This is a genomic window from Nocardia sp. NBC_01327 (assembly GCF_035958815.1).
Lineage (GTDB): Bacteria > Actinomycetota > Actinomycetes > Mycobacteriales > Mycobacteriaceae > Nocardia.
This window is the reverse complement of record NZ_CP108383.1, coordinates 3,552,798-3,578,226: the sequence shown is the minus strand read 5'-3', so window position 1 is coordinate 3,578,226 and position 25,429 is coordinate 3,552,798. Positions and strand designations below refer to the sequence as shown.

The following is a 25,429-nucleotide window of genomic DNA, read 5'->3' as shown; positions in this document are numbered from 1 at the left end:
CTGCGCGGAAACCACGGAAGGTTCCGGCCGCACCGCCTGTGTTCTGCTGTGCGGATCATGTTCTGCACAGTAGTTACTTATACGCAACGTCGTCAAGGGCGAATGCTTTGAAATGTTGCGCTCGCAGGTGTACGTTCTGGTCAGCAGAACAACCTGCACACGGTGATCGATGGTGGACGAGGAGGGGTCGTGGCTGTACCCGCTGGGTATCCGATCGAATCGGTGGACAATGCGGTGCGAATCCTGTTGATGCTCAGGCACGAACCCGCCCTGCGGATCACCGCGGTGGCCCGCGATCTGGACGTGGCCCGCTCCACCGCCCATCGCATGCTGACGACCCTGCAGGCCCGGGACATGCTGCGCCAGGACCCCGCGACCAAGGCCTACGGTGCGGGCCCGGCACTGGTGGAGCTCGGCGTCGCGGTGATGGGCGCGAGCGACCTCAAGGCTGCGGCGCGCCCGGTCCTGGAGCAGCTGGCCGAACGAACCGGCGAGACGGTGCATCTCACCACTTTGGAAGGCACGGAACTGGCCTTCATCGACGGTGTCGAGGGCAAGCAGGTGATCCGGGCCGGACTGCGGGCTGGCCAGCACTCCCCCGCGCACACCACCGGTGCGGGCAAGGCCCTGCTCGCCGCGCTCGATCCCGCCGAATTCCGCCGCCGCTACCCCGCGTCGAAGCTGACCGGCGGCACCGCCGAGGCCTTCCGGTCCCGGCGCGCGCTCGAGAACGAGCTCGACGATATCCGGCAGCGTGGATTCGGCACCAACCACGCCGAGTCCGAGGACGGCCTGACCGCCGTCGGCGCGGTGGTGCGCGACAGCCGCGGCACCGTCCGCGGGGCACTGGCACTGTCCGGCCCGTCGTTTCGGCTGCCCTCCGGCAAGCTCGAAGCACTCGTCACCGAACTGCGCTGGGGCGTACAGGAATTGGGCAATCGGATCGGCTGAGCATCCGGGATCCCCTCGTTCACCACTCGAAAGAGAGCTCATGCACCCGACATCGGACGACGCCCGGCAGCGACCCGACCGCCTGCCTCCGCTCGCGGACCATGAACTCACACCGCAGCAGCAGGCGGCCGTGCAGCGAATTTCGGCGGGGCCGCGCGGGAGCGTCTTCGGCCCGTTCGTCCCGCTGCTGCGCAGTCCCGTCGCGATGGAGCATTTACAGGAGCTCGGCGCGTACCTGCGGTTCGAAAGCCCGCTTCCCAAAGCGCTTTTCGAGATGGCCGTCCTGCTCACCGCGCACGAGCGAGAGCAGGAGTTCGAATGGAACTACCATCTGCCGCTGGCCCGCGCGGCAGGTGTGGCCGAAACGGTGATCGTGGCGATCTCGGGCGGCACGACGCCCACCGGACTCACCGCCGACGAATCAGCGGCGTATCGGGTGGTAGTCGAATCCTTGCGCGCCAATCGGGTCAGCGATGCGACATACGAGGACGCCGTGGCGCGACTGGGTGTTCAGGCGACCATCGATCTCACGGTTACGGCGGGCTACTACTCCACGCTGGCCATGGTCATGAACCTCGCGCAGACGCCGCCCCCGAAGCCGGATCCGACCGCTGCCCCGGCCGGCGGGTAACCCTCACGCCGACAGAAGTTCCGCGATCTCCAGATGCGCACCGGTCTTGGCACGCAGCTCGTCGATGGTCACCCCGGGCGCGACTTCACGAACATGCAGGCCCGTCCCGGTGACATCGAGCACGGCGAGATCGGTGATGATGCGCTGGACCACACCGACGCCGGTGAGCGGAAGCGTGCACTGCTCAACGATTTTCGGACTGCCATCCCGGGCACTGTGCTCGGTCAGGACGATGACGCGGCGGGCGCCGTGCACCAGATCCATCGCCCCGCCCATGCCCTTGATCATCTTGCCGGGGATGGTCCAGTTGGCGAGATCGCCGGCGGCCGAGACCTGCATGGCGCCCAGGATGGCGACGTCCAGATGTCCACCCCGAATAATGCCGAACGACATGGCCGAGTCGATGTAGCTGCCACCGGACCGTAGCGTGACAGTCTCTTTTCCGGCATTGATCAGATCCGGGTCCTGTTCTCCGGCAACGGGATACGGTCCCACACCCAGAATCCCGTTCTCGCTGTGCAGGATGACGGTGATGTCGTCCGGCACATAGTTCGGGACCAGGGTCGGCAGGCCGATGCCGAGGTTGACGTACTGGCCGTCGGTCAGTTCGCGCGCGGCGCGAGCGGCCATCTCATGGCGTGTCCAGGGCATGGGTGTTCCTCACTTGTTCGGAGAATCGAAGGGGTGACGACGATGTCGTCAGACAGCGACCGGCTGCTGCACGGTCAACTTCTCGATGCGCTTGTCGATGCCGGAGACCGGCACCACGTGTTGCACGAAGACGCCCGGAACGTGCACGTGGCCGGGCGGGATCTCGCCCGGTTCCACCAGGCGCTCGACCTGCGCAATGGTGATTCGGCCTGCCATGGCACACAATGCGTTGAAATTGCCTGCGGCAGCATTGAATACGAGATTCCCGTGACGATCGCCGATGGCCGCGTGCACCAGCGCGAAGTCGGTTCGGATCGCGGATTCCAGGATGTAGTCGCGGCCGTCGAAGGTCCGCAGCTCCTTGGCCGGTGCGTGCAGGGCGACCGATCCGTCGGCGGCGTACCGCAGGGGCATCGTGCCGTCGGCGACGGGCGTGCCCAGGCCGGCGGGGGTGTAGAACGCCGGGATGCCGCAGCCGCCCGCGCGCAGCCGTTCGGCGAGGCTGCCCTGCGGAGTCAGCTCGACTTCGAGCTCCCCGGCCAGGTACCGGCGCGCGAATTCCTTGTTCTCACCGACGTAGGACGCGGTGATCCGGCGAATCCGGCCTGCCGCCAGCAGCTTTCCCAGACCCCAGTCGTCGACGCCGCAATTGTTGGACACCACGTCGAGATCGGTGACCCCCGACTCCTGCAGCGCCTCGATGAGAATCTCGGGGATGCCGCACAATCCGAATCCGCCGACGGCGAGTGTCGCACCGGAGGGGATAGCGGCAATCGCTGCCGCGGGATCGGTCACCGTCTTGTCCATCACGTGCGTATCTCCTTATTCGATATCGGCCTCGGCCGCATTCGGTTCATCCAGTGCGCAGCTGATCAACAGCTGCGCGGTGTGCGCGATGTGATCACGCAGTAGTTCCTGGGCATGGTCGGGTTCGCGAGCGATCGCGGCGTCGAGCAGCGCCCGGTGTTCGGCGGGCAGGTCCCGCTCGGGCTCGTTGCCGAAGGACACCGACCACTGCAGGTACAGCTCGGCCTCCTGCCGCAGCGCCTTCGCGGTGTCGAGCAACCGGCGATTGCGGCAACCGGCCAGCAGCGCGATATGGAAGGCGGCGTGCGCGGCCGACCACTCGTCGCTGGGATGATCCGGATCGGCCGGATCCCGGAACGGGGTGCGCTCCAGCAGGTGGTGTGCCGCAACGGCATCCGCTTCCCAGCGCATATCACCCTCGAGCACCGACAGTTTCAGCACCAGCGACTCGACCTCGACACGCGCCGTGGTCAGGTCGGCCAGGTCCTCGTGCGACAGCGGCCGCACCAGATAGCCCTGATGCGCCTTCGTCGTGACCAGTCCTTCGCCGGCCAGCCGGGTCAGTGCTTCCCGGGTGGCGCCGACGCTCACCCTGTACCGCTCCGACAGGTCGGGGAACTTGAGCCGTTCCCCGGGAACCAGTCGGCCGCCGAGGATATCGGCACGCAATGCCTGGTACGCGCCGTCTGTGCGAGTCATTCCGCCGCTCATCGCCATGCGATCACGGTAGCACCATACGAAACAGTATTGCATTGTCGAAACTCACCCGCTACTTTCGAAAGTGATTCAGTGCACATCAACCGGGGCGGAGAGCCTCCGTCCCCCGAATTTCAGGGAGTACGCATCGTGCGGTTCGCCAATATTTCCGATCGACTCAAGTTCGTCGCCGCGTCCGATGCCGTGATCGACATCGAGCAGGTCAGCGGCGGCGTGTTCAGCACACGAATCCAGGACGCCTACGGCCGCTGGGACGAACTGCTCCGGTTCTGCGACGATCTCGAGACCGCCGACGGTCCGCGACTGGCCGATATCGCGCCCACGGAGTTCCGCAATCCGGCGCCGCAACCGCGCCAGGTCTTCGCGATCGGCCTGAACTACGCCGACCATGCCGCCGAGTCGAACTTCAACGTGCCGGAGGAACCGCCGGTATTCACCAAGTTCGCGACCTCACTGGCCGGACCGTACGGCACCGTCACCCTGCCGCCCGGCAAGGTGGACTGGGAGGTCGAACTGGTGGTCGTGGTGGGCCGTCCGGGATACCGGATCGCCGCCGCCGAGGCCTGGAGTCACATTGCGGGAATCTCTGTGGGACAGGATCTTTCCGAGCGCGTCCGGCAGACGGTGGGCCCCGCGGCACAGTTCAGCATGGGCAAGTCGTTCCCCGGGTTCGGACCGATCGGCCCGCTGCTGGTCACCCCGGACGAATTCGAGAATCCCGACGACCTCGAACTGGGCTGCCTGATCAATGGCGAGCAGATGCAGAAGGGCAAGACCTCCGACATGGTCTTCCCGGTGCCCGAGCTCATCGCGCGGCTGTCGGCCATCACCCCGCTGCTGCCCGGCGATGTGCTCTTCACCGGCACCCCGGCCGGTGTGGGCATCGGCCGCACCCCGCAGCGATTCCTCGCTCCCGGTGACGAATTGGTGAGCTACGTGCGCGGCGTCGGCGAGATGCGCCACGTGATGGTCTCCGACAACTAATCAGCACAACGTTTTTGGCAAGGAGCTAGGCAATGGCGCTGCACCGACTGTCATCGGTCACGATCGGCGTACCCGAACCGATCGCGACCCGCGACTACTACACCGATTTCGGCCTCTCCCCCGGGCCCGGTGGCTGGCTGGGCACCAGCGACGGCGGTGATCAGTTGCGGCTGGTGCAGGCCGCTACCCGGCGCCTGGTCGAAATCACCCTCGGCGCAGACACTCCCGACGATCTGGACGCCGTCGCCGCCCGGCTGCGCGCGCTGGATCTGCGGGTGTACCGGGGCGAGGAATCGGTGATGGCGGAGGAACCGATCGCCGGATTCCGGACCATCGTGCGCATCGAGGACCGGCTCACGCAGCCCGCCGCGGCGGCCACCGCGTACAACGGGCCGGGCCGCATCGAACGCCGGGGCAGCCGCGCCCCGGGTGTCCTGCGGGAGGGCCCGGTGCGCCCGCGCAAGCTCGGTCACGTGGTGATGGGATCGGTCGATTTCGAGGCCACTCGCCGATTCTTCACCGACGGACTGGGATTCAAGGTGTCCGACGAGATCAAGGGCCACGGTGCGTTCCTGCGCTGTTCCACCGATCACCACAACGTCCTGGTGCTCAACGCGCCGGTGAACTTCCTGCACCACACCTCCTGGCAGGTCGACGATATCGACGAGGTGGGCCGCGGCGCCTCCGCCATGCTCGAAGGCAACCCTGAACGGCACGTATGGGGGTTGGGCCGACATCATGCCGGATCGAATTTCTTCTGGTACCTGAAGGATCCGGCCGGCAACTTCTCCGAGTACTACTCCGATATGGACTCCATCATCGACGACCAGCTCTGGACGCCGGAGACACTCGAAGGCGCTCGGGGACTGTTCAATTGGGGTCCGCCGCCCCCGCCCTCGTTCCTGCACCCCGAAGATCTGGCCGCGTTGATGACCGGCGCACACCACGCGGAATAGGGAAAAGATCATGTCGGACAAGGTTCATGACGTCGCCGTCGTCGGCTTCGGCCCCGTCGGCCAGCTGCTCGCCATTCTGCTCGGCCGCCAGGGCCACGACGTGCTGGTGCTCGAACGCTGGCCGCAGCCCTACGACAAACCGCGGGCCGTGCATTTCGATCACGAGATCGGGCGCATCTTCCAGGCCGCGGGCATTGCCGAGGAGGTGCTGGCGGTCACCGATCCGGTGCCGGACTTCTACGAGTGGCGCAATGGCCAGGGTGATCCGCTGGTACGGATCGACTGGAGCGGCATCGGCGAAAGCGGCTGGCCCACAGCCAACTTCTTCTCCCAGCCGGAGCTGGAACGCGTGCTCGCCAAAACCGCCGAGTCGACCCCGTCGGTCACCGTCCTGCGCGGGAACCAGGTGATCGATCTCGAGGAACACCCCGACCACATCGGACTCACCGCGGCGGTCGACGGTTCACCGTCACGAAAGCACCTCGCGCGCTGGGTGATCGGCGCCGACGGAGCCAACAGCTTCGTCCGGCAGCAGATGTCCACCGAGATGACCGATCTCGGCTTCTTCTTCGACTGGCTCATCGTCGACGCCGTCCCGCACGAGCAGCGGGAATGGTCTCCGATGAACTGGCAGCTGTGCGACCCCTCCCGTCCCACCACCATCGTGTCGGGCGGACCTGGAAGGCGCCGTTGGGAATTCCTGCGACTCCCGCACGAGACCGTCGCCGATCTCAACACCCCGGAGACGGCCTGGCGGCTGCTCGAACCGTGGGGCCGGCATCCCGGCAACACCACGATCGAACGGCACACCGTGTACACCTTCCAGGCCCGATGGGTCGACACCTGGCGCGCCGGCCGGCTCCTGCTGGCCGGCGACGCCGCCCATCTGATGCCGCCGTTCGCCGGGCAGGGCATGTGCTCGGGCCTGCGGGACGCGATCAACCTGTCCTGGAAACTGGACCTGGTACTGCGCGGGGCCGCGGGGCCGGACCTGCTCGACAGCTATACCTCCGAACGCTCCACCCACGTCCGCCACGCCATCGAGATGTCCATGGCACTCGGGGAAGTCATCTGCGTTCTCGACGAAGACGCTGCGGCACAACGTGATCGGCGCATGATCGCCGGAGACGCGGATCCGGCCCGGGTGCTGCCGCCCACGGCGCCTCCGGTGCTCGGCGACGGAATACTGCAGCGTGGCCCGGACGGCGAGCGAGCTCCCGGTGTCGGACATCTGACACCGCAGCACCGGGTCCGGCACGGTGGCAACACCGGACTGCTCGACGATCTCACCGGCCCCGGCTTCCGGATCCTGACCGACGGCCCCGTCGCGGACGTAGCGCTCGACGACGATCAGTGGGCGTTCCTCGACAGTATCGACGCCGTCGTGGTCCCCCTCACCCCCGATGGGCAGTCCGGCACCTACGCGGACGTCGATGACGGCTACCTGCCGCACCTTCGTGCGCACGGGCATATCGCCGCGATCATCAGACCCGATTTCTACCTTTACGGAACAGCAAGCACCGCCGCCGAATTGGGGCACCTGATCGATCAACTTCGCAGGCAGTTGGCGGATTGAACGCATCATCCGGGCCGGCTCCCGACGGAGCCGTGCCCGGGTGATCGCCGGATCAGCTTCGCGGGGTGGGTCGTCCGTCGAGATACGCGAACGCGAGGCCGCCGAGCATGGCGAGGTTCTTCTGGAACTGCACCCGCTGGAGTTTGCGGGCGGTCGGGTCTTCGATATTCCAAAAAGCGTGGCCGGCAAAGGTAGTCGGCACGAGCGACGCGACCAGGACAGCGGAGGACAGCCTGGGCAGGACTCCCAGGGCCAGCAGTGCGCCGCCCGCCGCCTGAGCAGCGCCATTGCCACGGACGATGAGCTCGTCATCGACAGGGAGCGGAACGACCTTGCGTACCGCTGTCAGAGTGCTCGCGGCCATATCGACGCGCTGGCCCGGCGTACGTGCGGCTTCCCAGCCCAGAACCGCATAGGTCGACCCCGTCAGGACGCGGGCCGCGGTGCGCAATAGGTTCATGAAGTTCCATTCGATTCGTCACGGATGTGGTTGCCGCCATGGGCAATTCGGCTCGGCGAAGGGGCGCGCGGCTGTTCGAGTGCCGCGCACCGACTCCACGATCGACCAGTATGCCGCTGCCTGCCCTCGGCAGCCGTGACCGCTCACGTGGGCGCGGCGAGGGCGCATCGGCATGCAATGTTCTGCAGAGCAGATCACGCACCGGACAGTAGACAGATATTGCGACCCACGTCAAGCCTTGTACTGTTCTGCTGAAGGTTCTATGTTCTGTCTCACAGAACACTCAACCGACATGGTCGATCGTCGCGAACCCCTCCCCTGCGATCTCGCGGGACACAGCTTCGATCTCGGGGACACAGCCTTTCGGCGACGGTGAGTGTCCTGTCCAAGGCCTCGGACGCAGCGGCGCGCCGGTCAGGCAAGAGAGGCACCTTTCACCGTGAGCATCGAAAACACCTCGGCGATAAACGATTCCAGCGCGACCGGCACCCACGCGAGAAACGCACGCTGGGTGCTCCCGCTCGGCACCGCGATCCTCGTCATCGAAGGCTGGGATCTGGGGGCACTGGGGACATCCGGTCCCGCTCTGCTCGATTCCGGACAGTGGGGCGCGACGAAGGCCACCCTCGGCATGCTCGGCAGCGTGCTCTCACTGGGCATGCCGATCGGCGGCATCCTCGCCGGCCGCGCCAGCGACACCTGGGGCAGGCGAACACCTACGCTGATCGGACTCGCGCTCGCCGCTCTCGGAATGGCGATCAGCGGATCGGCGCCGAATCTCGGGCTGTTCGCCGCGGGGCTCACGCTGACCGGCACCGCGACCGGCGCCCTCACCATCCTCACGATCACCTTTGTCGCCGATTCCGCTCCGCCGCATCGGCGTTCGTTTCATATCTGCGTCGCGCAGTGCGGCGTCGCGATCGGCGGACTGATCGTTCCGTTCGCCGGGCGCGCCCTCCTGGATCGGCACAGCTTCCAGGCGCTGTTCCTGATCGGCATGCTGGCGTTGATCCTGATCCCCGTGACCTGGTTCGTCCTGCCGAACTCCCTCGCATCGACGGCCCCGCGCCCCCGATCGCCGCTTCGCGCCCTGCGCGCGGCGCCGTGGTGGCGACCGACAGTGCTGTTCTCCCTCACGAGCATCTTGGTGCTGCTACTGGTTTCGGGCGTCGCGGTATGGCTACCCACCCTGCTCGTGGACCGCGGGTTCGACCTGCACTCCGCGCTCGGATTCACCGTCGCGTTCAACGGCGGCGCAATCGCCGGAACGGTGTCCGCGGCCCTGATCGCGGACCGGGGGCATTCCAAGATCACCACAATCGTCTGTCTCGGCTGCGCCTGCCTGGCGCTGCTGGCCCTGAGCGCGGTCGGCACGACCTGGCTGATGCTGTTGATGTCAGCACTCGCCGGAGTGGGGACTTTCGGCACGCAGAACCTGTTGAACAGCTTCATCGCCGGCTCGTTCCCGGCCGAACTGCGCGGTACCGCCCTCGGAACGATCGCCGGTGTGGGACGCATCGGCGCGATCGCCGGTCCCGGATTCGTCAGTGCGGCGACGGCGCTGTTCGCCGGCTCGGGGGTCGGGTTCTTCGCCCTGATCATTCCCGCCCTGCTCGCCGCTGCGGTGCTGTCGCTGATCCAGCCGCTTCGCCACGACTGAAGGTCGATAACCACGGATTTCCGCGGAATCGGGGCAAGATCGGAAGTGGCAACGGCGGCTCGCTCGTTGAGACCCTGAGGACCCTGTCGAAGGAGATCGTGATGGCGGAAGCGTTTGTGCTCGGTGGTGTTCGGACTCCCTTCGCCCGATACGGTGGTTCGCTGTCGCATATTCGGGCCGACGACCTGCTGGGGATGACCATGAAGGGTGCGTGCGAGCGCGTCGGGGTGGGTCTCGATCAGATCGAGGACATTGTGGCGGGCTGCGTCAATCCGGCTCACGAAGGTATGGGTGATGTCGCGCGGTGGGCGGCGCTGGCGGCGGGATTCCCCGACTCGGTGGCCGGGGCGACGATCAACCGGTTCTGCGGGTCGTCCCTGAGTGCGACCGTCAATATCGCGCACGCGATCAAGGCGGGAGACCTGGGCGTCGGGATCGCCTGTGGCGTCGAGTCGATGTCGCGGTCGGGCTGGGCGTATATGAAGGGCGACAGCCCGTTCGGCCCCCGCGGCCCGGTCATCCTGCTCGACACCATGTGGGCGGGGGCGGGCGGTCCGGCCAATCCGGCGCTGCTGGCGCGCAATGCGTACATCGGAATGATCGAGACCGCGCAGAATGTCGCCGACCGCTACGGGCTGACCCGGGAGGAAATCGACGCTTTCGCGCTCAGGACGCAGCGAAATGCCAAGGCGGCCAGGGATTCCGGGCGGCTCGCCAAGGAAATCATGCCGGTGCAGATCGCCGGGACGCGGAAGACGCCCGCCCGTCTGTTCGAACACGACGAATTCATTCGCGACGACACCACCGCCGAAAAGCTGGCGGCGCTGCCCGCGCAGCCGGGGACGACGCAGATGACCGCCGCGAACTCGACTCCGCTGACCGACGGAGCCAGCGCACTGGTGCTGGCCTCGGGTGAACGGGCAGCCGAACTCGGCGTCGAACCGCTGGCCCGGGTGGTGTCGTCCGCCGTGTACGGGATCGATCCGCTGTACATGGGTCTGGCCCCGGCGTGGGCGCTGCCGCTGGCAATCCGGCGCGCGGGCCTGACACCCGAGCAGATCGACGTGTGGGAGGTGCACGAGGCATTCAGCGCCCAAGCCCTGGGCGTGCTGCGTGAACTGCCCAATCAGCTGGACGGTTTCGTCATCCCCGACGAGAAGCTGACACCGAACGGCGGCGCGGTGGCGATCGGTCATCCGTTCGGCGCCACCGGCGCCCGTTACGTCCTGACCTTGGCCACCGAACTGCGGGAGCGCAATGCGCGCTACGGTGCGATCGGAGTCTGCATCGGATCCGGTCAGGGAGTCGCGATCGTCCTCGAAAACCCCTCCGCCGCCTGAGAAAATGCAAGACCAGTAGCCGGGATCCACTAGTCGAAGAACAGCGACTTGGGGCGATGCGGGTAGTCCTCGTCCCATTGCTCCTGGGTGGCGGGCGACAGAGTGTGCGCGGGCGTATCACTCAGTTGCTCAACGATTGTCGTGACGCGCGGGTCGGCGTGGACCTCTGCCACCAGGTCTTCGACCTGCGCCTGCGCGCGGTCACGAGCCTCGTTGATCAGCCGGGCGATCAGCGGACCGAGCCGTCGATCTTGGGCAATTGCCTCGTCCTCGATATCGAGGGCGAGGATGTGGCCGTTCGCCCGGACGTCGACGGCGATACCCTCGTATTTCAGTGAAACATGGCTGTTCGTCACCGCTTCGGCGAGACGGTCCATTCGGGTGGACAGTGATTCGGTCACCCGATCCTCCTGTGCGACTGGCGAATTCATTCTCGGAGATTGCAGAAATCCTGTGCGCTGCGCGAGTCGTTCTCCACATACTCGACCGCGCCTGATGCGGAGTGTTCACCCAGCTCGCCGAGATGATCCGCGAGGATCTGCAGGGCCAGCGCACCCAGGCCCGCGCCGAAATGGCAGGCGCCGGGGACGGTGGTCCCGTTCAGGCCGCTCTCGACGCCGGGCAGCGTTGTGTGCGTGGTGATGTCGCCGATGCCGCTACCGGCGGCAGCGAAGGTGCCGCCGAGTTTCAGTACCGATTCGGGGTGCACCTCGACTGATCGATCGCCCATTGTCATCTCCCTTGAACTATCTTCGCGAACGTCAGTACGACGATCAGCAGGCCGATCAGGATCAGTGCGAAACCTCCCGGCAGAGTGGAAAACCCCCGGCTCGAAGGCGAATGCGTGCGGCCGTAGGCGACCAGCCGGGTGGCCAGATCGCGAAAGTTCAGTACGAGCATCAACCCGAGCGTCGACACACTCAGCCCCACCACGATCAAGACCGTGTACCCGACGTATTTCATCTCACCAGATCCTGAACATGTAGCTGCCGGTCAGGGCGGCCCCGGGGGTTCCGACGCCGCCGCCTATCTCCGTGGAGAAATCCTTGCCGTGGCTGACATCCGGTACGCCACCCCAGGTTTCGCCGAGGGATCCCTGCACACCGGGACCGGCTTGACCGGTCGCGGTTACACCCCAGCCGTGCACATAGCTGTCGATATCACCGGCCGAAGGAGTCGTGCCCTCGTCGATCCAGCCCGCCCGCGCCATGGGCAGTTCGATATCGCCGGGTGTCCCGATGCCGATCTGCGGGCCGACGTAGACATGCCCCTGGCGCGTGATCGTGACCACGCCACCGCCGCCGATCCCCCACGGTGAGAACGCACCGAAGTCGATGGTGTAGTAGTCGGGCCGGCGTCCTCCGCCGATGCCCGTCAGCGAGGCCAAGCCCTGGAACGCGCCCGTAATGCTGTGCGCGGAGCTGTCCAGGGTGTCCCCCAGCGATCCCAGCGCGGACATGATCATATTGCTGTGCTGCGAGGCGCCTCGCGACATGGATCCCAGACTCAGCAGCCCGGCCACCGGACTCAGTGCCGCCGAGAAGAGCTGCTGCGCGGTGGACAGATGCACCGATCCGTCCTCGTCGACGCGATATCCGGCGTCCTCGGCATCCTGAATCTTGTTCTGCGCCTGCTGATGACTGGCCGTGATCGCCGCATGACCCTCGCGCGCGGCGCTGTCGCCCGCCATGAGCGCGTCGATCGTATGTGTCAGGAACTCGTCGGTCCTGCCGTGCCGCTCTCGCATGGTGTCGCCGCCGGCGCTGCGCCAGAAGTCCTGTGAATCAGCGACATTCGATGCGACGGTGCTCTGGTGGCCGCTCGCCGCCTGATGACCCTCTCGCCATTCGTCGGCGAGGCTGAGTAGCGGACTCACATCGAGAGCCTTGACCTGACTTACCGTTGGCGTTCCCACGACCCCCCTTTGACTGGTGGTAAAGCGAAAAAATTACCCGCGAGTCTCGCGGTTCCGCTATATCCCCTAGCGGTTTCCATACACCCTGCCCGACGACCGAATGTTCCTCTGCCGTCAGGGATTCGGAAATTTCACGACCGGAGCGATAGCGGATCCGTCAAGAACCGAAGGACGTCTTCCGGAGCGATATCCAATGAAGCCCTGGCCATGTCGAAACGGGAGGCAGAGGGTATGGACATCTTCGGCACGGAGGTCTGCCTGGCATCGTTCCGGGTGCAGTGGTCGCCGGCCGAGGGGGCGTATATCGCACGCTCCGATCGGCACCCCGGCCTCATCGCCCGCGATGAGTGGTCTTCGCTCGCCGCGATCGACAGCCTGATCGATGTGATCGAACACCGTGGACAGCACGATGATTGGTCGGGGCGGCCCGCCGCGTGAATTACACAGTGCGTTGACGGAAATCGCCTCGCACACAAATGATTCGGACCTCCGGCGGGCGCTGATAGAGCAGGCTGCGATGATCGAACGCTCCGCCAGGGAATCGCTGACCGAGCAATCGGATCTGTTCGATGTGCCGCGCCGTTCACAGCCGCGCTCACGGCGCCGGTATCGGTGCTCACGGCTACCGGCCACCGGAAATATTGGGGCCTAGGCCATTTCGGCCCTTGAGGCGAGTGGGCACTAGCTGACGCCGTGGCCCCAGCGATCCAGTGACGGATGCCCAGCATGGCCCTTTAGATGCCACGCCCGGCGCATGGTCAGCACTCGGCCGGTCGCTCGTCCCAGGGCCGAGCTGTGCTGTCCACGGTTGTCAGCGTTCGCGCGATTCGACAGCGCTTGTGCGGCCGCCTCACCACGGGCGGTCAGTCGGAGTGTCCCGGGAATCGTCAAAGGCTCGTCCGACCCACCGCGGTCATCCGCCAGGAGGCCATGCGCAGCCATCATGCGAAGAGCCGTTGCCAACTCTGAATTCCGGGCCGGCACGAATCTCGTCAGCAGCGAGACATTGCACCCAGATTCGGACAGCAGGTCGAGGATCTCGACAACATGGCGCTGGTCTGCCAGCTCCTCCAACATCACCGCGTCATCGTCATCGCCGGCCATTCGAACCATCTCCTTGCTACCCGGAAAAACCTCCGGGAACTGCAGGTTAGGCGCGTCCGAGCGGCGGCAACACCTTCCTTGACACACTCTTGGCGCTGCCGACCTGCATATTTGCAAGATCTATACGAAATGACGAAGCCGCCGCGGATCCTTCCGGATTCGCAGCGGCTCCGGTCCTCGGCACACCCAGACCTCGCCCTGCCCGCGCCGGCTGTGCCGAAGGTCAGTCAGACCTGGCAGGAGCGGTGGCCGTGGATCGCTGAAGAGGTCAGGCAGTGTGCGCGAGCTGGGTGCTCCATGCCGCGAGCCGGGCGCGGGCACGCGAATTGCGGACCAGCGCTGCGGCGTTCGCGGGCTCGGCGCCCTCGTAGTAGGCGCCGTTCGTGACCGGTGTGCCGGGCTGGGAGAGCTGGACCAGCAGGGCTGCGACGCTGTCGAGTGGTGCGGTGCGGTGGCTGCGCAGTCGCGGCAGGTCGATCTCGAAATCGGCCGGATGCACGCTGAGCGAGGTCAGTCCATCCGGTCCCGTTTCGGCCAGGGAACGGCTGAACATGGTGAGCGCCAGCTTGGACTGCGCGTAGATCGCGAGCGGGGTGTAGATGCCGCGCTTGCGGTCAAGATCCGAGTAATCGATGTTCCCGGCGGTATGCAGTTTCGACGTGACGGCGATCATCCGCCCCTGCGCCGCCGCGAGCGCGGGAAGCAGCGCCATCGTCAGGCTGCGCGGTGCGAGATAGTTGACCTGGAACGTCAATTCGTGCCCGTCACGGGTGTGGGTTCGCGCTTCGGGCGCCGCGATCGCCGCAGTATTGATCAGTGCGTCCAGGCGGGTGATCCCCGCCGCCAGCGTGCGGCCGAGTTCATCGACCTCGCTCGAGCTAGCGAAATCGGCCTGCACCAAGTGGATCTGGCCGGGCTGGGCAGCAGACTGCAACCGCTGCATCGTCTCGTCAGCATGGTTCTTATCCAGAATGTGCGCGATAACGGTGTCACCGTCGGCGATCACCCGCTGCGCCGTCGCGAAGCCGAGGCGCGTATCGGCCCCGGTGACAAGAACGGTGCGGGCACTGGACACAGGTACGGACATAGCTCTCCGATAGCGAAGGGTGTGGCCGCGCCGAAGCGCGGAAGCACACGAGAGGTTCGCGATGACACTCGCGAGAAAAGGTGGAACGTCGCACGAACGGCGACATCGCAGCGCGAATACACTGCGCGGCAATAAAAATGACGACCGACTACACCGGACTCGGTGGCTCGTCCTCACTCTGGAACCCGAACAGCTCCAACGCAGACGGCACCTGCTCGACCCGATGCCGGACAACCCCGACCACAGCGCACATAGCGCCCCGAGAGCCGACAGTTGAGGTCACACCTCGGATATCACCCCATCAAGCACCCCCGGGCAAGACCCCCAACCCCGGTTTGACGATTCTTTGACAATCGCCGCACAGAACACGATCAGCGGGTCTGGCTGCTAACTCTCATCGGATTCGCTCGAGCTCACGAGGTGCAGCAGGGCGCGCCGCCGCTCCTCGGCCTCTTCGACGCTGACCTCCCGGCTTTCGAAGCGGACGAACTGATCCCACGACGCATTGTGCAGATCGAGTGTGGCCTTGAGCAGTGCCCCTGCCGCGAGCCGTTTGAAAACCTGATTGCCCTCATTGTCGAGCTCGCCCAGAACTTTGACGACGGTATCGCACTGCATGGTTACGGCGTCGTGCCGCAAACTCGAGATCCGAGCAAGACGTTCTTCCCGGAGGGTGGACAGCCGCACGGCGAAGTTCAAAATCGAGTTGGCGTTCTTGACCGCAAGGGCTCCGGCACTGGCAATCCCCCCTGTTCCGAGCATCGGTGTGATGATCTCTTGCCAGGGGTTGACGGTAAGACTGCTACTGATCGACAGCATGTCATCCGAGGGGTCGACCGGGTACAGATGCCACGACTGAAGGAGCGGCGTGCTGAAATGATCGTTCTCCAGCATCCCGTTGAGATTCTCTCGCACCTTGGATTCCTGTGGGGCGAGTACCGAGGATATAAACGGGTTCACGCCTGCGATTGTCACTTCATAGCGAGCGACCGTCAGCACGAACTCGCGGATCCTCGCCTGATGGGCGGCAACAATTTTGAGCGATGGCCGGATGCCGTAGTCGGCGGTCAGCAATAAAGACGTAGACGCCCCGACGGTGATCGGCTCCACATCAGACACGCCCCCCGCGTAGTTCGCTTTCACCCGGCGATCGTATCTCGCGCTGAACATTTCAGATGCCCTGCCGCTCGAGACAGGGTGGGTGAAGCGTTCTCCAGGAACCCATTTCGGCAGCATCACGACGAATTCATGACACAGCTTCAGCGGGCGGCAGGGTGATTCACCGTATCCTTGCGATGCGCGATACCGGCTGATCAATCGAATCATGCACGGACGGGCCAACTTCGACCTGCTACGTCGATGCGTTCTTCTCGGTGGCGGACGGCTCGATCGCTGAAAGTGCGCCATTCTCAACTGCCCCTTGACAGTTGAGAATGGCGAATCGCCATGACCCGTCGGGCGAACGGCGGGCGACGGCCGTTGTGGTTCCGGTCGGCGAGATGCGGGTGCCGTCCGGTGAGGTCGCCTCGAGGTTCCAATCGACGATGGTCAGGGCCGTGTCGGCCCCGATCTGGGTGAACCTGGGGTTGTTGGTCAGATGCGCCCGAGCCGCGATCGTCTGGATTGCCTCAGCGCGCAGGGCCTCGCGGTCGGTGAGGATATCGCCGCTGAAGGTGCGCATCGTCGCGTCCTGGTGGAACAGTGCGAGGACGGCGTCGGCGTCTCCGGCGTTGAGCGCATCGGCGTACGCGAACGGGAGGCGGGCCGGGTCGACGATGCGGGAGTTGACGGTTTCCGAGGTGTTCATGGCTGACTCGCTCCTCGTGTGGTTCGATCCGGATTGCAACAAGTATCGCGAATGTGGGCGGCGACTCGGTGCAGGTGACTATTGCGTGGTGCGGGGATGACAACGATGGGCGATGACGTGCGTTTCAGTCGCGACGCCTATGTGGTGCGCGCCGGTTTGCGGGGCATGCTGATGCCCACGGCGCTAGTGCTCACCTGGGTCGCCGCCCTCGTCATCCGCAGCTATTCGGCGGTCGGATACACCGTGCTGGCGGTGGTGGGTTTGGCGGTGGCGCTGGTGTGGCTGAGGGAATTCGGCCGGGCGTGGCGTCGGGAAGTTGTGCTCGCGGTGTCCGGCGAGGGGGTCTACTTCGGAGCGGGGCCCGGCGCGGAGGGCATGTCGGAGTCCGTTCGGTGGGCGAAGATCTGCGCGGTCGAACTGTTCACCGAACGGAGGCAACACGGGCACGGGCAGTCCGCGCACCGCTGTGTGGGCGTGCGGGCCCGCGGCATGGTGCAGACCAGACGCAGCGGTGGTCCCGCTGCCGCGCCCCTGCCGCAGGTCAGCGAGCAATACCTGCGAAGTGCGGGGCGCGCCGATCTCATCCCGGGGGCCGACGGCACGATCCGGTGGGCCTATCGCCGGATGGACGGTTGGACGGTGTCTCGACGGAACCTGGTCGCGGCTGTGCAGCGGCATGCGCCCCACGTTCCGGTGATCAACGGTCCGGATTGGCCGGCCGCGCTGGCGTGGGGCGAGGCGCTCGCGGCGCGGAGAACCCGACGCCGGTCGGACTGACCCTGACCGGGCTGTGCTGGATGATGTTGTCCGTGCGGTAAACTCGCGAAACTTGAGGTTACTCCTCCATTTACGGCTTTCTATCGATCGACCAGTCTTGCGGTGCGGTAGATCGGTAGAGCAGGCCGGGGGAACTGTTCGCATGCGTGGCGGGCCGCGAAAGTGTTGTACACGGGCCCCGAAATCGGCACACCCGGATACCACCTAGGAGAACCCTTCGTGTCCGTATACCTTTATCGCTGGGGCAAATTCGCGTTCAGACGTAAATGGATCGTGCTTCCGGTGTGGCTCCTGCTGCTCGTGACGCTCGGCGTCGGGGGCAGCCTGCTGAGCAAGCCGATGAGCGACAAATTCAGCATGCCGTCGCTACCGTCCGAACGCGCTACCGACATCTTGGACAAGCAGTTCCCCGGCATGTCAGGACAGTTCGGCATCGATGCCGTCAGCGGAACGTATGTCATCAAGGCGCCTGCGGGTACGAAGCTGACCGATAAGGACAACACTGCCGCCATCGATGCGCTGATCACCGATCTCGGGAACCTTTCGGTCGAGGACGGCCACAAACGACTCGTCACCGAAAAAGACTCTGCGGCACTGAAGAACCCGATCGCGGTGACCAAGGCGATGGGATGTCTGACCGATGCCAACCCGGCGGTGTGCGCCGGTGCGCCGCTGAATGTGCTGAACAAGGATGCGCCGGCCACTGTCGCGGTGCTCACGGTGCACTTCGATATCGCCTCGGCAGCGGACATTTCCGATGCGGAGCGCCGGGCTGCCTACGATGTGGCCGCCCCCGCTCGCGCGCACGGGTTGACTGTCGAGATCGGCGGGGCGATCGAGCAGAAGCAGAAGCAGCCGAGCGGTCACTCCGAAATGATCGGCATGGGTGTGGCGCTGGTCGTGATGGTGATCGCCTTCGGAGCCATCGTGGCGGCCTTCGTACCGATCGTCACCGCCATCGTCGGGCTCGGCGCCGCCATGATGGTGATTTCGCTGAGTACCTCGATCATCGAGATCCCCAGCTTCACAACGTTTCTGGCGTCGATGATCGGTATCGCGCTATCCATCGACTACGCGCTGTTCATCGTCTCCCGCTACAAGCATGAACTGCGGGTCGCGGAAAGCGCCGAAGAGGCCGCGGGCATCTCGGTCGGCACCGCCGGTTCCGCGGTGGTGTTCGCCGGACTCACCGTCATTGTCGCCCTGGGCGCGCTGAGCATCGTCGGGGTGAACTTCCTGACGTTCATGGGCCTCGGCGGCGCCGTCGCAGCCTTCTTCGCGGTGCTCACCGCCATCACCCTGATGCCCGCTCTGCTCGGCGCTTTCGGCCGTTTCCTGTTCACACCGAAGCTGCCGATGGTCGCTCGGCACGACCCGGAGGACGACACCTCGGTCACCCTCGGTACCCGGGTGGCCCGCCTGATCGGCAAACGACCGTGGGCCGCATTGATCATTGCCGTGGCGGCCCTGGGCGCATTGGCCACTCCGGCACTCGGGTTGCAGTTGGGGCTGCCGGGTGAGAACAGCTTCCCGGCCGATTCCACGGTCCGGCAGGCCTACGACATCAGGACGGCGGGCTTCGGCGAAGGCAGCAACGGCGTGCTGACCGTCGTCGCCGATCTGGAGAAGGTCCCGGCGGGCGAGCGCGATGCCGCGGTCGCCGCGCTGCGCGATCGGCTTGCCGGGTTCGCGGCGATGGATTACGTCACCGCGCCGCAGCTCAGTGCGAACAAGCTCGGCGTAATGCTCAGCGGCGTCCCGAAATTGGGGCCCAACAACCAGGCGACCAAGGATTTGGTCCGCGCGGCGCGCGATGCCGAAGGCGGCCTGACCGAGCGGTACGGCATCGAGTACGGAATCACCGGAACCACCGCCATCTACGCCGATATGGACCACGTCCTGCTCGGCAAGATCGTGCCCTATCTGGCGATCGTGGCCGGCGCGGCCTTTGTGCTGTTGATCCTGGTTTTCCGGTCGATCCTGGTGCCGTTCACCGCGGCTCTGGGTTTTCTCCTGTCGATGGCCGCCACCTTCGGCGCTACGGTCCTGATTTTTCAGGAAGGCACCTTCGGCCTGATCTCCGATCCGCAGCCGATCATCAGCTTCCTGCCAATCATGTTGATCGGCTTGGTGTTCGGGCTCGCCATGGACTATCAGGTGTTCCTGGTGACGCGCATGCGCGAGGAATACGTACACGGTAGGTCACCGCTGGACGCCATGATCTCCGGTTACCACCACGGAGCCCGCGTCGTCACCTCGGCGGCGATCATCATGATCTCGGTGTTCGGCTCCTTCCTGCTGGAATCCGATGTCACCGCCAAATCCATGGGCTTCGCCCTGGCCTGCGGTGTCGCGATCGATGCTTTTGTGGTGCGCATGGTTGTGGTTCCGGCTCTGCTGGTGATCATGGGACACCGATCCTGGTGGATTCCGCAGTGGCTCAACGGCATTCTGCCGGATATCGACGTCGAGGGCGCGAAACTGCGTGAGTTGCGGCGGCCTCTGGTTCATTTGGATCTGCCTGCGCCTGTCGATGCGGAACACCCTGCGCCAGAGCAGGTCTCGGCCCCGGACTGGGCCGAGCAGATCGATGGCAAGCAGATCGAAGACGAGCAGGCCGGGGACGAGCAGGCTCGAGCCGATCATGTCGCCGCGCGCAGCCGGGAGGCCGCCATTGCGCGCCTCTCCGAACCACTTGCCCCCGTCGACAGACGGACGATCGGTGGCCACATTCGCCGGGATGACCAGCACCCCGTGCCCGCGGCAATGTTGACCCTGATCAGCCAACGCGGACAACAGGTTTCGCGGACTACCGCAGACGGCAGCGGCAGCTACACCCTCGAGCCGCCCGCACCCGGCAGCTATGTCTTGATTGTCTCAGCGGACGGACATCAACCGACCGCGGTGAACGTCACGGTCAGGAATGACGGCGCGCACCAACTCGACGTCACGCTGTCGGGTTCCAGCGAAGTGTCCGGCGTGGTGCGCACCACCACACACGAACCGGTGCCGGATGCCACCGTCAGCGTGACCGACCTGCACGGTGACGTAGCGGGTACCGCCGTCACGGCAGCGGACGGCACGTACACCTGTCACGGTATGCCCGCCGGAACCTACACACTGGTGGCGGTCGCCGCCCGGATGCGGCCCACGGCAACAACATTGACGGTCCCCGACAGCGGCCGACTCCGTTTCGACATCACACTCGCACCGATGGCGGTGTTGTCGGGCACGGTGCGCGCCGACGGCCGGACGGTGCGCGACGCCAGGGTCACGGTGCTCAACCTGTCCGGCGACACTGTCGGAACCGCTCGCACCGACGAGTACGGCCGCTACACGGTGACGGGCCTGCCCGCCGGCGAATACACCGTCGCGGTTCGCGGATATTCGATGGTGACCGACCAGGTCACCATCACCGGCGGCGCCGATCACAACCTCAGGCTCGGCTTCGACGAATACGCGCAGGTTCAGTGAAGCGTCAACTGATACATCGTGTGCGATGCTTTCCGCATGGTGATCCACGATGAAAGTTCGTCCAGGGTTCGACTAGCAGCACAGGCCTTCCTCGGCGTGATGCTCATGTCCGCAGGCACAAGCCACCTGACCTTCGCCCGCAACGATTTCCGCGCCCAGGTGCCGTCGTGGTTCCCACTCGACACCGACTTCGTCGTACTGGCCTCCGGAGTCGTCGAGATCACGCTCGGCGCAGCTCTTCTCCGAACATGGAAGCAGCCGCGCCGCGCCCTCGTCGGTGCGATCGTCGCCGCGTTCTTCGTCGTCATCTTTCCCGGGAATATCGCGCAACTGGTCGAGCACCGCGACGCGTTCGGACTCGACTCCGATGCCAAACGCGCTGCGCGTCTGGTGTTCCAGCCGGGCCTTGTCGCATGGGCGTTGCTGGCCACCGACGCGGTCGGCGTGTGGCGCCGCAGCCGGGCAGTGGCGACCTCCTAGGCGGTCCGCGGAACTACTCCGGGGCGCATACCGAGTCGCCCAGCCTCTCGTAGTATGTCCGAAATGCGCAGATTGATTGTGGTGCTCTCGGTACTCGCCGTATCGGGATGCAGCCTGTTCGGGCCCGACGAAGTCAGTGGCAGCGATGTGGCGAAGGAGATCGGCAAGTTCTTCCGGACGGCCGCCGGAGCCGATGCGAAAAGCCTGAAATGCGCTGCTGTCAAAGCCGAGTCCGGCGCCAAGACCACCTGCACCGCCATCGACCGCAATGACGAGAAATGGCTGATGACCGCCGTCGTGAAAACCGTTGACGGCGGTCGGCTCACGTACGACACCACCTTCGACGACAAGCTCGCGGACAACGGCCAGACGCAGAAGTCCATCGCCCTCGCTCTCAAGAACAAGACCGGCCGCGATGTCCAGGCCGTGGAGTGCACCGGCATCCAGAAGCTCGCGATCAATGCCACCCGCACCTGCACCGCCATCGAATCCAACGGTGCCCGTTGGGAAGTCGAGCACTACCTCACAAACCTCGACGGTGCGTCATCGGTAACACTGAAAGACACACTGCTGTACGCGAAATCAGTCGAATCCATCGTTTCAGGGTTGGCCCGCAACCTGTCTCAGCACTACGGCCTCGCCTCGAACCAGAACCTCAGCAGCTTCCTCGCCAGCAGTGCCAGCTGCGCGAACATGCTGCGCGGCAATCCCGGCGACTCCATCCAGTGCAAAGCCATCCTCGCGGACAAGAGCAGCACCGACGTCACCGTTCGCACCACCAAATTGGAAGACAGCAAAATCTACTTCGAACTCTTCCCCAACAACGCCCCCGACCTCAGCATGAGCGGATGGCAAATAGCCGACCCCAGCTGATCCAGCTACGCCACTCATATTGGTCCGGCGGATATCTGAGGACCTACTGGGTCAGAGCCGTACCCAAAGCGACTGCGGCGAGCAGGGATTCGATTGCCGGTCGTGTGCAGCGCGATCAATTCACGGTCCAGTCGCCACCCTCACTCATACCGGGCGAGGTCAGCGCGAATAGCTGCTGATCGAGGCCGCAGCGCTGGAATCGGTCCGCAGAACCGATGTCCCGGACAGTTGTTCGCGTTCGCTTCGCGTGCGGGGGACGATCAGCACATGAGCCGCCGAGCGCCGAGCCACCTCGGTGTGAAACGAGCCGAACAATCGCCGCCATGAGGCGTCGAAGACACGCTCGCCGACGACGACCAGGTCTGCGCGGCAGGTTGCCGCCGCGGCGAGCAACACCTCGATCGGAGTACCGGGCATACTGCGCCCCACCGCTTCTGCCACCCCCGCCGCCCGGGCGTTGTCCACCGCAGCAGCAAGCAACTCGTCCATCGCCGAGACCGGCATGGAACTGTATGCGTCGCGACCCAACAGGTCGTTGACGCGCGCCTGATCGCGCGTTCGCACTCTGCGGTAGGCGCCCACGATGGTGAGCGTGGCGCGCGCATCCTTGGCTAATCGCGTTGCGGCCGCGATCGCCGGCTCCGATCGTGGCGTGTCAGCGATGCCCACCACGATCGAACGATAACCGCCCAGAGTGTGCACTGGTGGGCAGCAATCCATGACCTGCATCAGAACTCCCTCGATTATGTTGCTTCATCAATCCGTCGGTCCCCGTCGAGTCTTTTCATCGGCCCATCGCGCCGTTGACATCGAAAGGCGGGCAGTGCCCCTCCCCGGTTGCCTTGCGGTAACTAGCAGTACATTCGATGCGGCCCGTTGTCCGGACCGGTGCAGAAGTCGCAACAATCCACGCGGCAAACCGATCCGCCACCCCACCCAGCCGACCCCCTGACCTAGTCGCTCAGGAGTTCGGCAATGCGGAGACGGTCGTGTTCGGTCGCGGGCAGTTGCTCGACCAACACCAGATCGGGGTTCTCCACCAGCCGCAGCTGGTAGAGGTCCAGGTTCAATACACCTGCCGTGGGGTGGTCGATGCCGATCGTAGCGGCACGGAAGTCCTGCACCGGGTACTCCCGCCACCAGGTGCGGAACTCCTGGCTGGCATCGTTGAGACCGGCGACGATGGAGGTCAGGTAGGGATGATCGGGCGTCCGGCCGACGACGACACGGAACTGGCCGAGGATGGCGCGGGCGGCAGGCTCCCAGCGCAGCATCATGGCGCGGTTGCGCTCGTCGGTGAACATCCACCACATAAGGTTCCGCCGGTCCTCGGGGAGATCGGCGGGGTCGACGCGAACGCGCGCGAATGCGATGTTCCAGACCACGAAATCAAAGAATCCGTTATGGACGACCGCGAGGTTGGGCATCATCGAGTCGACGAGCCGCTGTAGCCGGAAGTCCTCAGTATCCATGTGCTCCACCGGATCTGCCAGCCCGGCAAGGCGACGAAGGTGTCGATGCTCGACCGGTTCCAGCTGCAGTGCCCGCGCCAACGCGTCGATCACCTGCGGGCTGGTCGCGATCTTGCGCCCCTGTTCCAGCCAGGTGTACCAAGTCAGACTCATCCCGGCCAGCTCGGCGACTTCCTCCCGCCGCAATCCAGGAGTGCGGCGTCTACCCGGCTCCATGTCCTCGAGCAGGCCGACCTGTTTCGGGGTCAGTCGCGCGCGCTGCGCCTTCAGGAATTCCGCCAGTTCGGCCCGGTGCTCGTTGGACATTGAATTCGCCTCTCTGGCAAGCACTATCACTACCAGGACCGGGCGATCGATCATCCCTAGCGTTGTAGTCATCAGGTGATCGACAGACATCACCGGCCACTGAAGAGAGCATGACATGACGAACAACAAGGGACCGATACTTGTCATCGGCGCGACGGGCCAGCAGGGCCGGGCAACAACCGAGCAGCTGCTGAAGCGCGGCTGGGAAGTACACGCTTTCGTGCGAAACCTGAACGCGCCCGCCGCGATGGCACTGCAGACCCAGGGGGCCAATCTGATCGAGGGCGATCTGGACGATGCCGGATCGATCAGTGCGGCGATGGAAGGCGCGTACGGCGTCTTCATGATGCTGACGATGATGACCGGGATCCATATCACGGCCGAAGGTATTGCGGCAGAACAGCGTTGGGGCAAGCGAGTAGCGGACATCGCGAAGGAGCTGGGAGTCGCACATCTCGTCTACAGCTCGCTGCGCGGCGCAGAAGGAAACACCGGCGTCGAGTACTACGCAGCCAAGGAAGCGATCGAAGCGCACATCAGCCAACTCGAACTACCGGCGACCGTCCTGCGACCCACCTTCTTCATGGACAACCTCAACGCCTTCAACCGCCCGGTCCTGAACGAGACCGGCGAACTGGTGGTGAATCTCCCGGTACGCAGCGACATCCCGATCTCACTGATCTCGACACAAGATATCGGCGCCTTCGCCGCCCTCGCATTCGACCGTCCCGAGGAGTTCCTCGGCCGCACCATCCCCCTCGCCGGCGACTACCTGACCCCACCCCAGATCGCCGAGATCATCGGACGCCACGCCGGCCTGCCCACCCACAGCAACGAGGTCCCCCTGGAACAGGTACGCGCCTTCGACAAGCACGTCGCCCAGATGTTCACACACTTCAACGAGAACCCCGACGGCCCACTCGACATCCCAGCACTCCGCACCGAGCACCCCGACCTAATGGACCTGAATGCCTGGCTCCGCTCAGTCGCCTGGAAGCCGTGACTCCCCTACGGACCCACGAAGCTCCACAAAATGCCCTCCCGCCCAGCGTTATCGCTGAGCCGGAGGGCATTCTGCCGATCAGGCATAGAGCGCCTCGATCTCAGTGGCGTATTTCGCGTCGATGGGTATGCGCCGCAGTTTCACGGTCAAGGCCATCGAGTCCCAGCTGCACCCCAGTTCACGGACAGCATCTGTTTCGACCGCTTCTACGCGCTTTTCCGGCTGGAATTGACCGCCGAGCTGCAGCGCGCGGAGATCTGCGGAATCCGCTGGCCGTCAATGAATCTCGATGCCGGGGTGCTGTCGGTGCACCAGGGCCGAGTCGTCGTGGCCGGACGCCCCCCAGGATGCAGATGTCACGTCCGAAGACCGGCGACGCGCTGTACGTCCCCAGTCGT

At 65.2% G+C, this 25,429-nt stretch carries 27 protein-coding genes and 1 pseudogene; 14 read left to right on the top strand and 14 right to left on the bottom strand.

Going from position 1 to position 25,429, the window contains the following annotated elements; genetic code table 11:
- Nucleotides 1–189 precede the first annotated feature (189 nt).
- Together OG326_RS15995 and OG326_RS15990 are read left to right on the top strand one after the other, a co-directional pair.
- The gene (locus OG326_RS15995) at nucleotides 190–951 is read left to right on the top strand and encodes an IclR family transcriptional regulator (protein ID WP_327145422.1); all 762 of its coding nucleotides are present in this window, start codon (nucleotides 190–192) and stop codon (nucleotides 949–951) included.
- Between the two features lie 40 nt (nucleotides 952–991).
- Nucleotides 992–1,582, top strand: coding sequence for a carboxymuconolactone decarboxylase family protein (locus OG326_RS15990; protein WP_327145421.1), 591 nt, complete (start codon nucleotides 992–994; stop codon nucleotides 1,580–1,582).
- 3 nt (nucleotides 1,583–1,585) lie between these two features.
- On the opposite strand, the gene OG326_RS15985 is transcribed toward OG326_RS15990, so the two are convergent.
- From OG326_RS15985 to OG326_RS15975, 3 genes are read right to left on the bottom strand one after another with little or no spacing between them, the layout of a single operon-like run.
- Nucleotides 1,586–2,233, bottom strand: a complete 648-nt coding sequence (locus OG326_RS15985; protein ID WP_327145420.1) for a CoA transferase subunit B — start codon at nucleotides 2,231–2,233, stop codon at nucleotides 1,586–1,588.
- Between the two features lie 48 nt (nucleotides 2,234–2,281).
- Entirely contained in the window at nucleotides 2,282–3,040 is a 759-nt protein-coding gene (locus OG326_RS15980) for a CoA transferase subunit A (RefSeq protein ID WP_327145419.1), read from the bottom strand.
- A 15-nt stretch (nucleotides 3,041–3,055) separates the two neighbouring features.
- Nucleotides 3,056–3,739, bottom strand: a complete 684-nt coding sequence (locus OG326_RS15975; RefSeq protein ID WP_327145418.1) for a GntR family transcriptional regulator — start codon at nucleotides 3,737–3,739, stop codon at nucleotides 3,056–3,058.
- 147 nt (nucleotides 3,740–3,886) lie between these two features.
- On the opposite strand from OG326_RS15975, the gene OG326_RS15970 reads away from it, so the two are divergent.
- Genes OG326_RS15970 through mhpA form a run of 3 tightly spaced genes read left to right on the top strand, consistent with a single transcriptional unit; the run spans nucleotide 3,887 to nucleotide 7,273 of the window.
- Nucleotides 3,887–4,741, top strand: a complete 855-nt coding sequence (locus OG326_RS15970) for a fumarylacetoacetate hydrolase family protein (protein ID WP_327145417.1) — start codon at nucleotides 3,887–3,889, stop codon at nucleotides 4,739–4,741.
- Between the two features lie 32 nt (nucleotides 4,742–4,773).
- On the top strand, nucleotides 4,774–5,697 hold the full coding sequence (locus OG326_RS15965; protein ID WP_327145416.1) for a VOC family protein: 924 nt from the start codon (nucleotides 4,774–4,776) through the stop codon (nucleotides 5,695–5,697).
- Between the two features lie 10 nt (nucleotides 5,698–5,707).
- A complete protein-coding gene (mhpA, locus tag OG326_RS15960; RefSeq protein WP_327145415.1) occupies nucleotides 5,708–7,273 on the top strand; it encodes a bifunctional 3-(3-hydroxy-phenyl)propionate/3-hydroxycinnamic acid hydroxylase MhpA in 1,566 nt (521 codons plus the stop codon).
- Between the two features lie 52 nt (nucleotides 7,274–7,325).
- Here the strand turns inward: mhpA and OG326_RS15955 are convergent, their stop codons facing one another.
- Nucleotides 7,326–7,733 carry a DoxX family membrane protein gene (locus OG326_RS15955; RefSeq protein WP_327145414.1) on the bottom strand — a complete coding sequence of 136 codons (408 nt, stop codon included), beginning with the start codon at nucleotides 7,731–7,733 and terminating at the stop codon, nucleotides 7,326–7,328.
- A gap of 439 nt (nucleotides 7,734–8,172) precedes the next feature.
- Between OG326_RS15955 and OG326_RS15950 the strand changes: the two genes are divergently transcribed.
- A complete protein-coding gene (locus OG326_RS15950) occupies nucleotides 8,173–9,393 on the top strand; it encodes an MFS transporter (RefSeq protein WP_327145413.1) in 1,221 nt (406 codons plus the stop codon).
- 101 nt (nucleotides 9,394–9,494) lie between these two features.
- Nucleotides 9,495–10,733, top strand: a complete 1,239-nt coding sequence (locus OG326_RS15945) for a thiolase family protein (RefSeq protein ID WP_327145412.1) — start codon at nucleotides 9,495–9,497, stop codon at nucleotides 10,731–10,733.
- Between the two features lie 29 nt (nucleotides 10,734–10,762).
- Here the strand turns inward: OG326_RS15945 and OG326_RS15940 are convergent, their stop codons facing one another.
- From OG326_RS15940 to OG326_RS15925, 4 genes are read right to left on the bottom strand one after another with little or no spacing between them, the layout of a single operon-like run.
- The gene (locus OG326_RS15940) at nucleotides 10,763–11,134 is read right to left on the bottom strand and encodes a YbaB/EbfC family nucleoid-associated protein (RefSeq protein WP_327145411.1); all 372 of its coding nucleotides are present in this window, start codon (nucleotides 11,132–11,134) and stop codon (nucleotides 10,763–10,765) included.
- A 26-nt stretch (nucleotides 11,135–11,160) separates the two neighbouring features.
- Nucleotides 11,161–11,463: a hypothetical protein gene (locus OG326_RS15935; protein ID WP_327145410.1), complete on the bottom strand. Its 303-nt coding sequence runs from the start codon at nucleotides 11,461–11,463 to the stop codon at nucleotides 11,161–11,163.
- Nucleotides 11,464–11,465: 2 nt separating this feature from the next.
- Nucleotides 11,466–11,696 (bottom strand): hypothetical protein, encoded by a 231-nt coding sequence (locus OG326_RS15930; protein ID WP_327145409.1) that lies wholly within the window; start codon nucleotides 11,694–11,696, stop codon nucleotides 11,466–11,468.
- Nucleotide 11,697: 1 nt separating this feature from the next.
- A complete protein-coding gene (locus OG326_RS15925; protein ID WP_327145408.1) occupies nucleotides 11,698–12,648 on the bottom strand; it encodes a hypothetical protein in 951 nt (316 codons plus the stop codon).
- 207 nt (nucleotides 12,649–12,855) lie between these two features.
- On the opposite strand from OG326_RS15925, the gene OG326_RS15920 reads away from it, so the two are divergent.
- A complete protein-coding gene (locus OG326_RS15920; RefSeq protein ID WP_327145407.1) occupies nucleotides 12,856–13,086 on the top strand; it encodes a hypothetical protein in 231 nt (76 codons plus the stop codon).
- A gap of 243 nt (nucleotides 13,087–13,329) precedes the next feature.
- Here OG326_RS15920 and OG326_RS15915 read toward each other — a convergent pair whose 3' ends face one another.
- The 4 genes from OG326_RS15915 to OG326_RS15900 all read right to left on the bottom strand — a co-directional run bounded on the left by OG326_RS15915 (nucleotide 13,330) and on the right by OG326_RS15900 (nucleotide 16,646).
- Nucleotides 13,330–13,752, bottom strand: coding sequence for a hypothetical protein (locus OG326_RS15915; protein WP_327145406.1), 423 nt, complete (start codon nucleotides 13,750–13,752; stop codon nucleotides 13,330–13,332).
- A gap of 268 nt (nucleotides 13,753–14,020) precedes the next feature.
- Entirely contained in the window at nucleotides 14,021–14,839 is an 819-nt protein-coding gene (locus OG326_RS15910) for an SDR family NAD(P)-dependent oxidoreductase (protein ID WP_327145405.1), read from the bottom strand.
- Between the two features lie 387 nt (nucleotides 14,840–15,226).
- Complete coding sequence (locus tag OG326_RS15905; protein ID WP_327145404.1) at nucleotides 15,227–16,165, bottom strand: hypothetical protein; 939 nt, start codon at nucleotides 16,163–16,165, stop codon at nucleotides 15,227–15,229.
- Nucleotides 16,166–16,190: 25 nt separating this feature from the next.
- The gene (locus OG326_RS15900; RefSeq protein ID WP_327145403.1) at nucleotides 16,191–16,646 is read right to left on the bottom strand and encodes a YybH family protein; all 456 of its coding nucleotides are present in this window, start codon (nucleotides 16,644–16,646) and stop codon (nucleotides 16,191–16,193) included.
- 96 nt (nucleotides 16,647–16,742) lie between these two features.
- Here OG326_RS15900 and OG326_RS15895 point away from each other — a divergent pair, with 96 nt between their 5' ends.
- The 5 genes and pseudogenes from OG326_RS15895 to OG326_RS15880 all read left to right on the top strand — a co-directional run bounded on the left by OG326_RS15895 (nucleotide 16,743) and on the right by OG326_RS15880 (nucleotide 22,250).
- Nucleotides 16,743–17,423, top strand: a complete 681-nt coding sequence (locus OG326_RS15895) for a hypothetical protein (RefSeq protein WP_327145402.1) — start codon at nucleotides 16,743–16,745, stop codon at nucleotides 17,421–17,423.
- A 219-nt stretch (nucleotides 17,424–17,642) separates the two neighbouring features.
- Nucleotides 17,643–19,919, top strand: a pseudogene (locus OG326_RS15890) (MMPL family transporter); the annotation flags it as partial.
- Complete coding sequence (locus tag OG326_RS43035; RefSeq protein ID WP_442791035.1) at nucleotides 19,914–20,897, top strand: MSCRAMM family protein; 984 nt, start codon at nucleotides 19,914–19,916, stop codon at nucleotides 20,895–20,897. The pseudogene OG326_RS15890 and the gene OG326_RS43035, both read left to right, overlap by 6 nt.
- Before the next feature lie 36 nt (nucleotides 20,898–20,933).
- Nucleotides 20,934–21,377 (top strand): DoxX family protein, encoded by a 444-nt coding sequence (locus tag OG326_RS15885; RefSeq protein ID WP_327145400.1) that lies wholly within the window; start codon nucleotides 20,934–20,936, stop codon nucleotides 21,375–21,377.
- A 54-nt stretch (nucleotides 21,378–21,431) separates the two neighbouring features.
- Entirely contained in the window at nucleotides 21,432–22,250 is an 819-nt protein-coding gene (locus tag OG326_RS15880; protein ID WP_327145399.1) for a DUF4333 domain-containing protein, read from the top strand.
- A 159-nt stretch (nucleotides 22,251–22,409) separates the two neighbouring features.
- Here the strand turns inward: OG326_RS15880 and OG326_RS15875 are convergent, their stop codons facing one another.
- Nucleotides 22,410–22,979: a universal stress protein gene (locus tag OG326_RS15875; protein WP_327145398.1), complete on the bottom strand. Its 570-nt coding sequence runs from the start codon at nucleotides 22,977–22,979 to the stop codon at nucleotides 22,410–22,412.
- A 224-nt stretch (nucleotides 22,980–23,203) separates the two neighbouring features.
- On the bottom strand, nucleotides 23,204–24,082 hold the full coding sequence (locus OG326_RS15870; protein WP_327145397.1) for a helix-turn-helix transcriptional regulator: 879 nt from the start codon (nucleotides 24,080–24,082) through the stop codon (nucleotides 23,204–23,206).
- 61 nt (nucleotides 24,083–24,143) lie between these two features.
- Between OG326_RS15870 and OG326_RS15865 the strand changes: the two genes are divergently transcribed.
- Nucleotides 24,144–25,031, top strand: a complete 888-nt coding sequence (locus OG326_RS15865) for an NmrA/HSCARG family protein (protein WP_327145396.1) — start codon at nucleotides 24,144–24,146, stop codon at nucleotides 25,029–25,031.
- The last annotated feature ends 398 nt before the right edge of the window (nucleotides 25,032–25,429 follow it).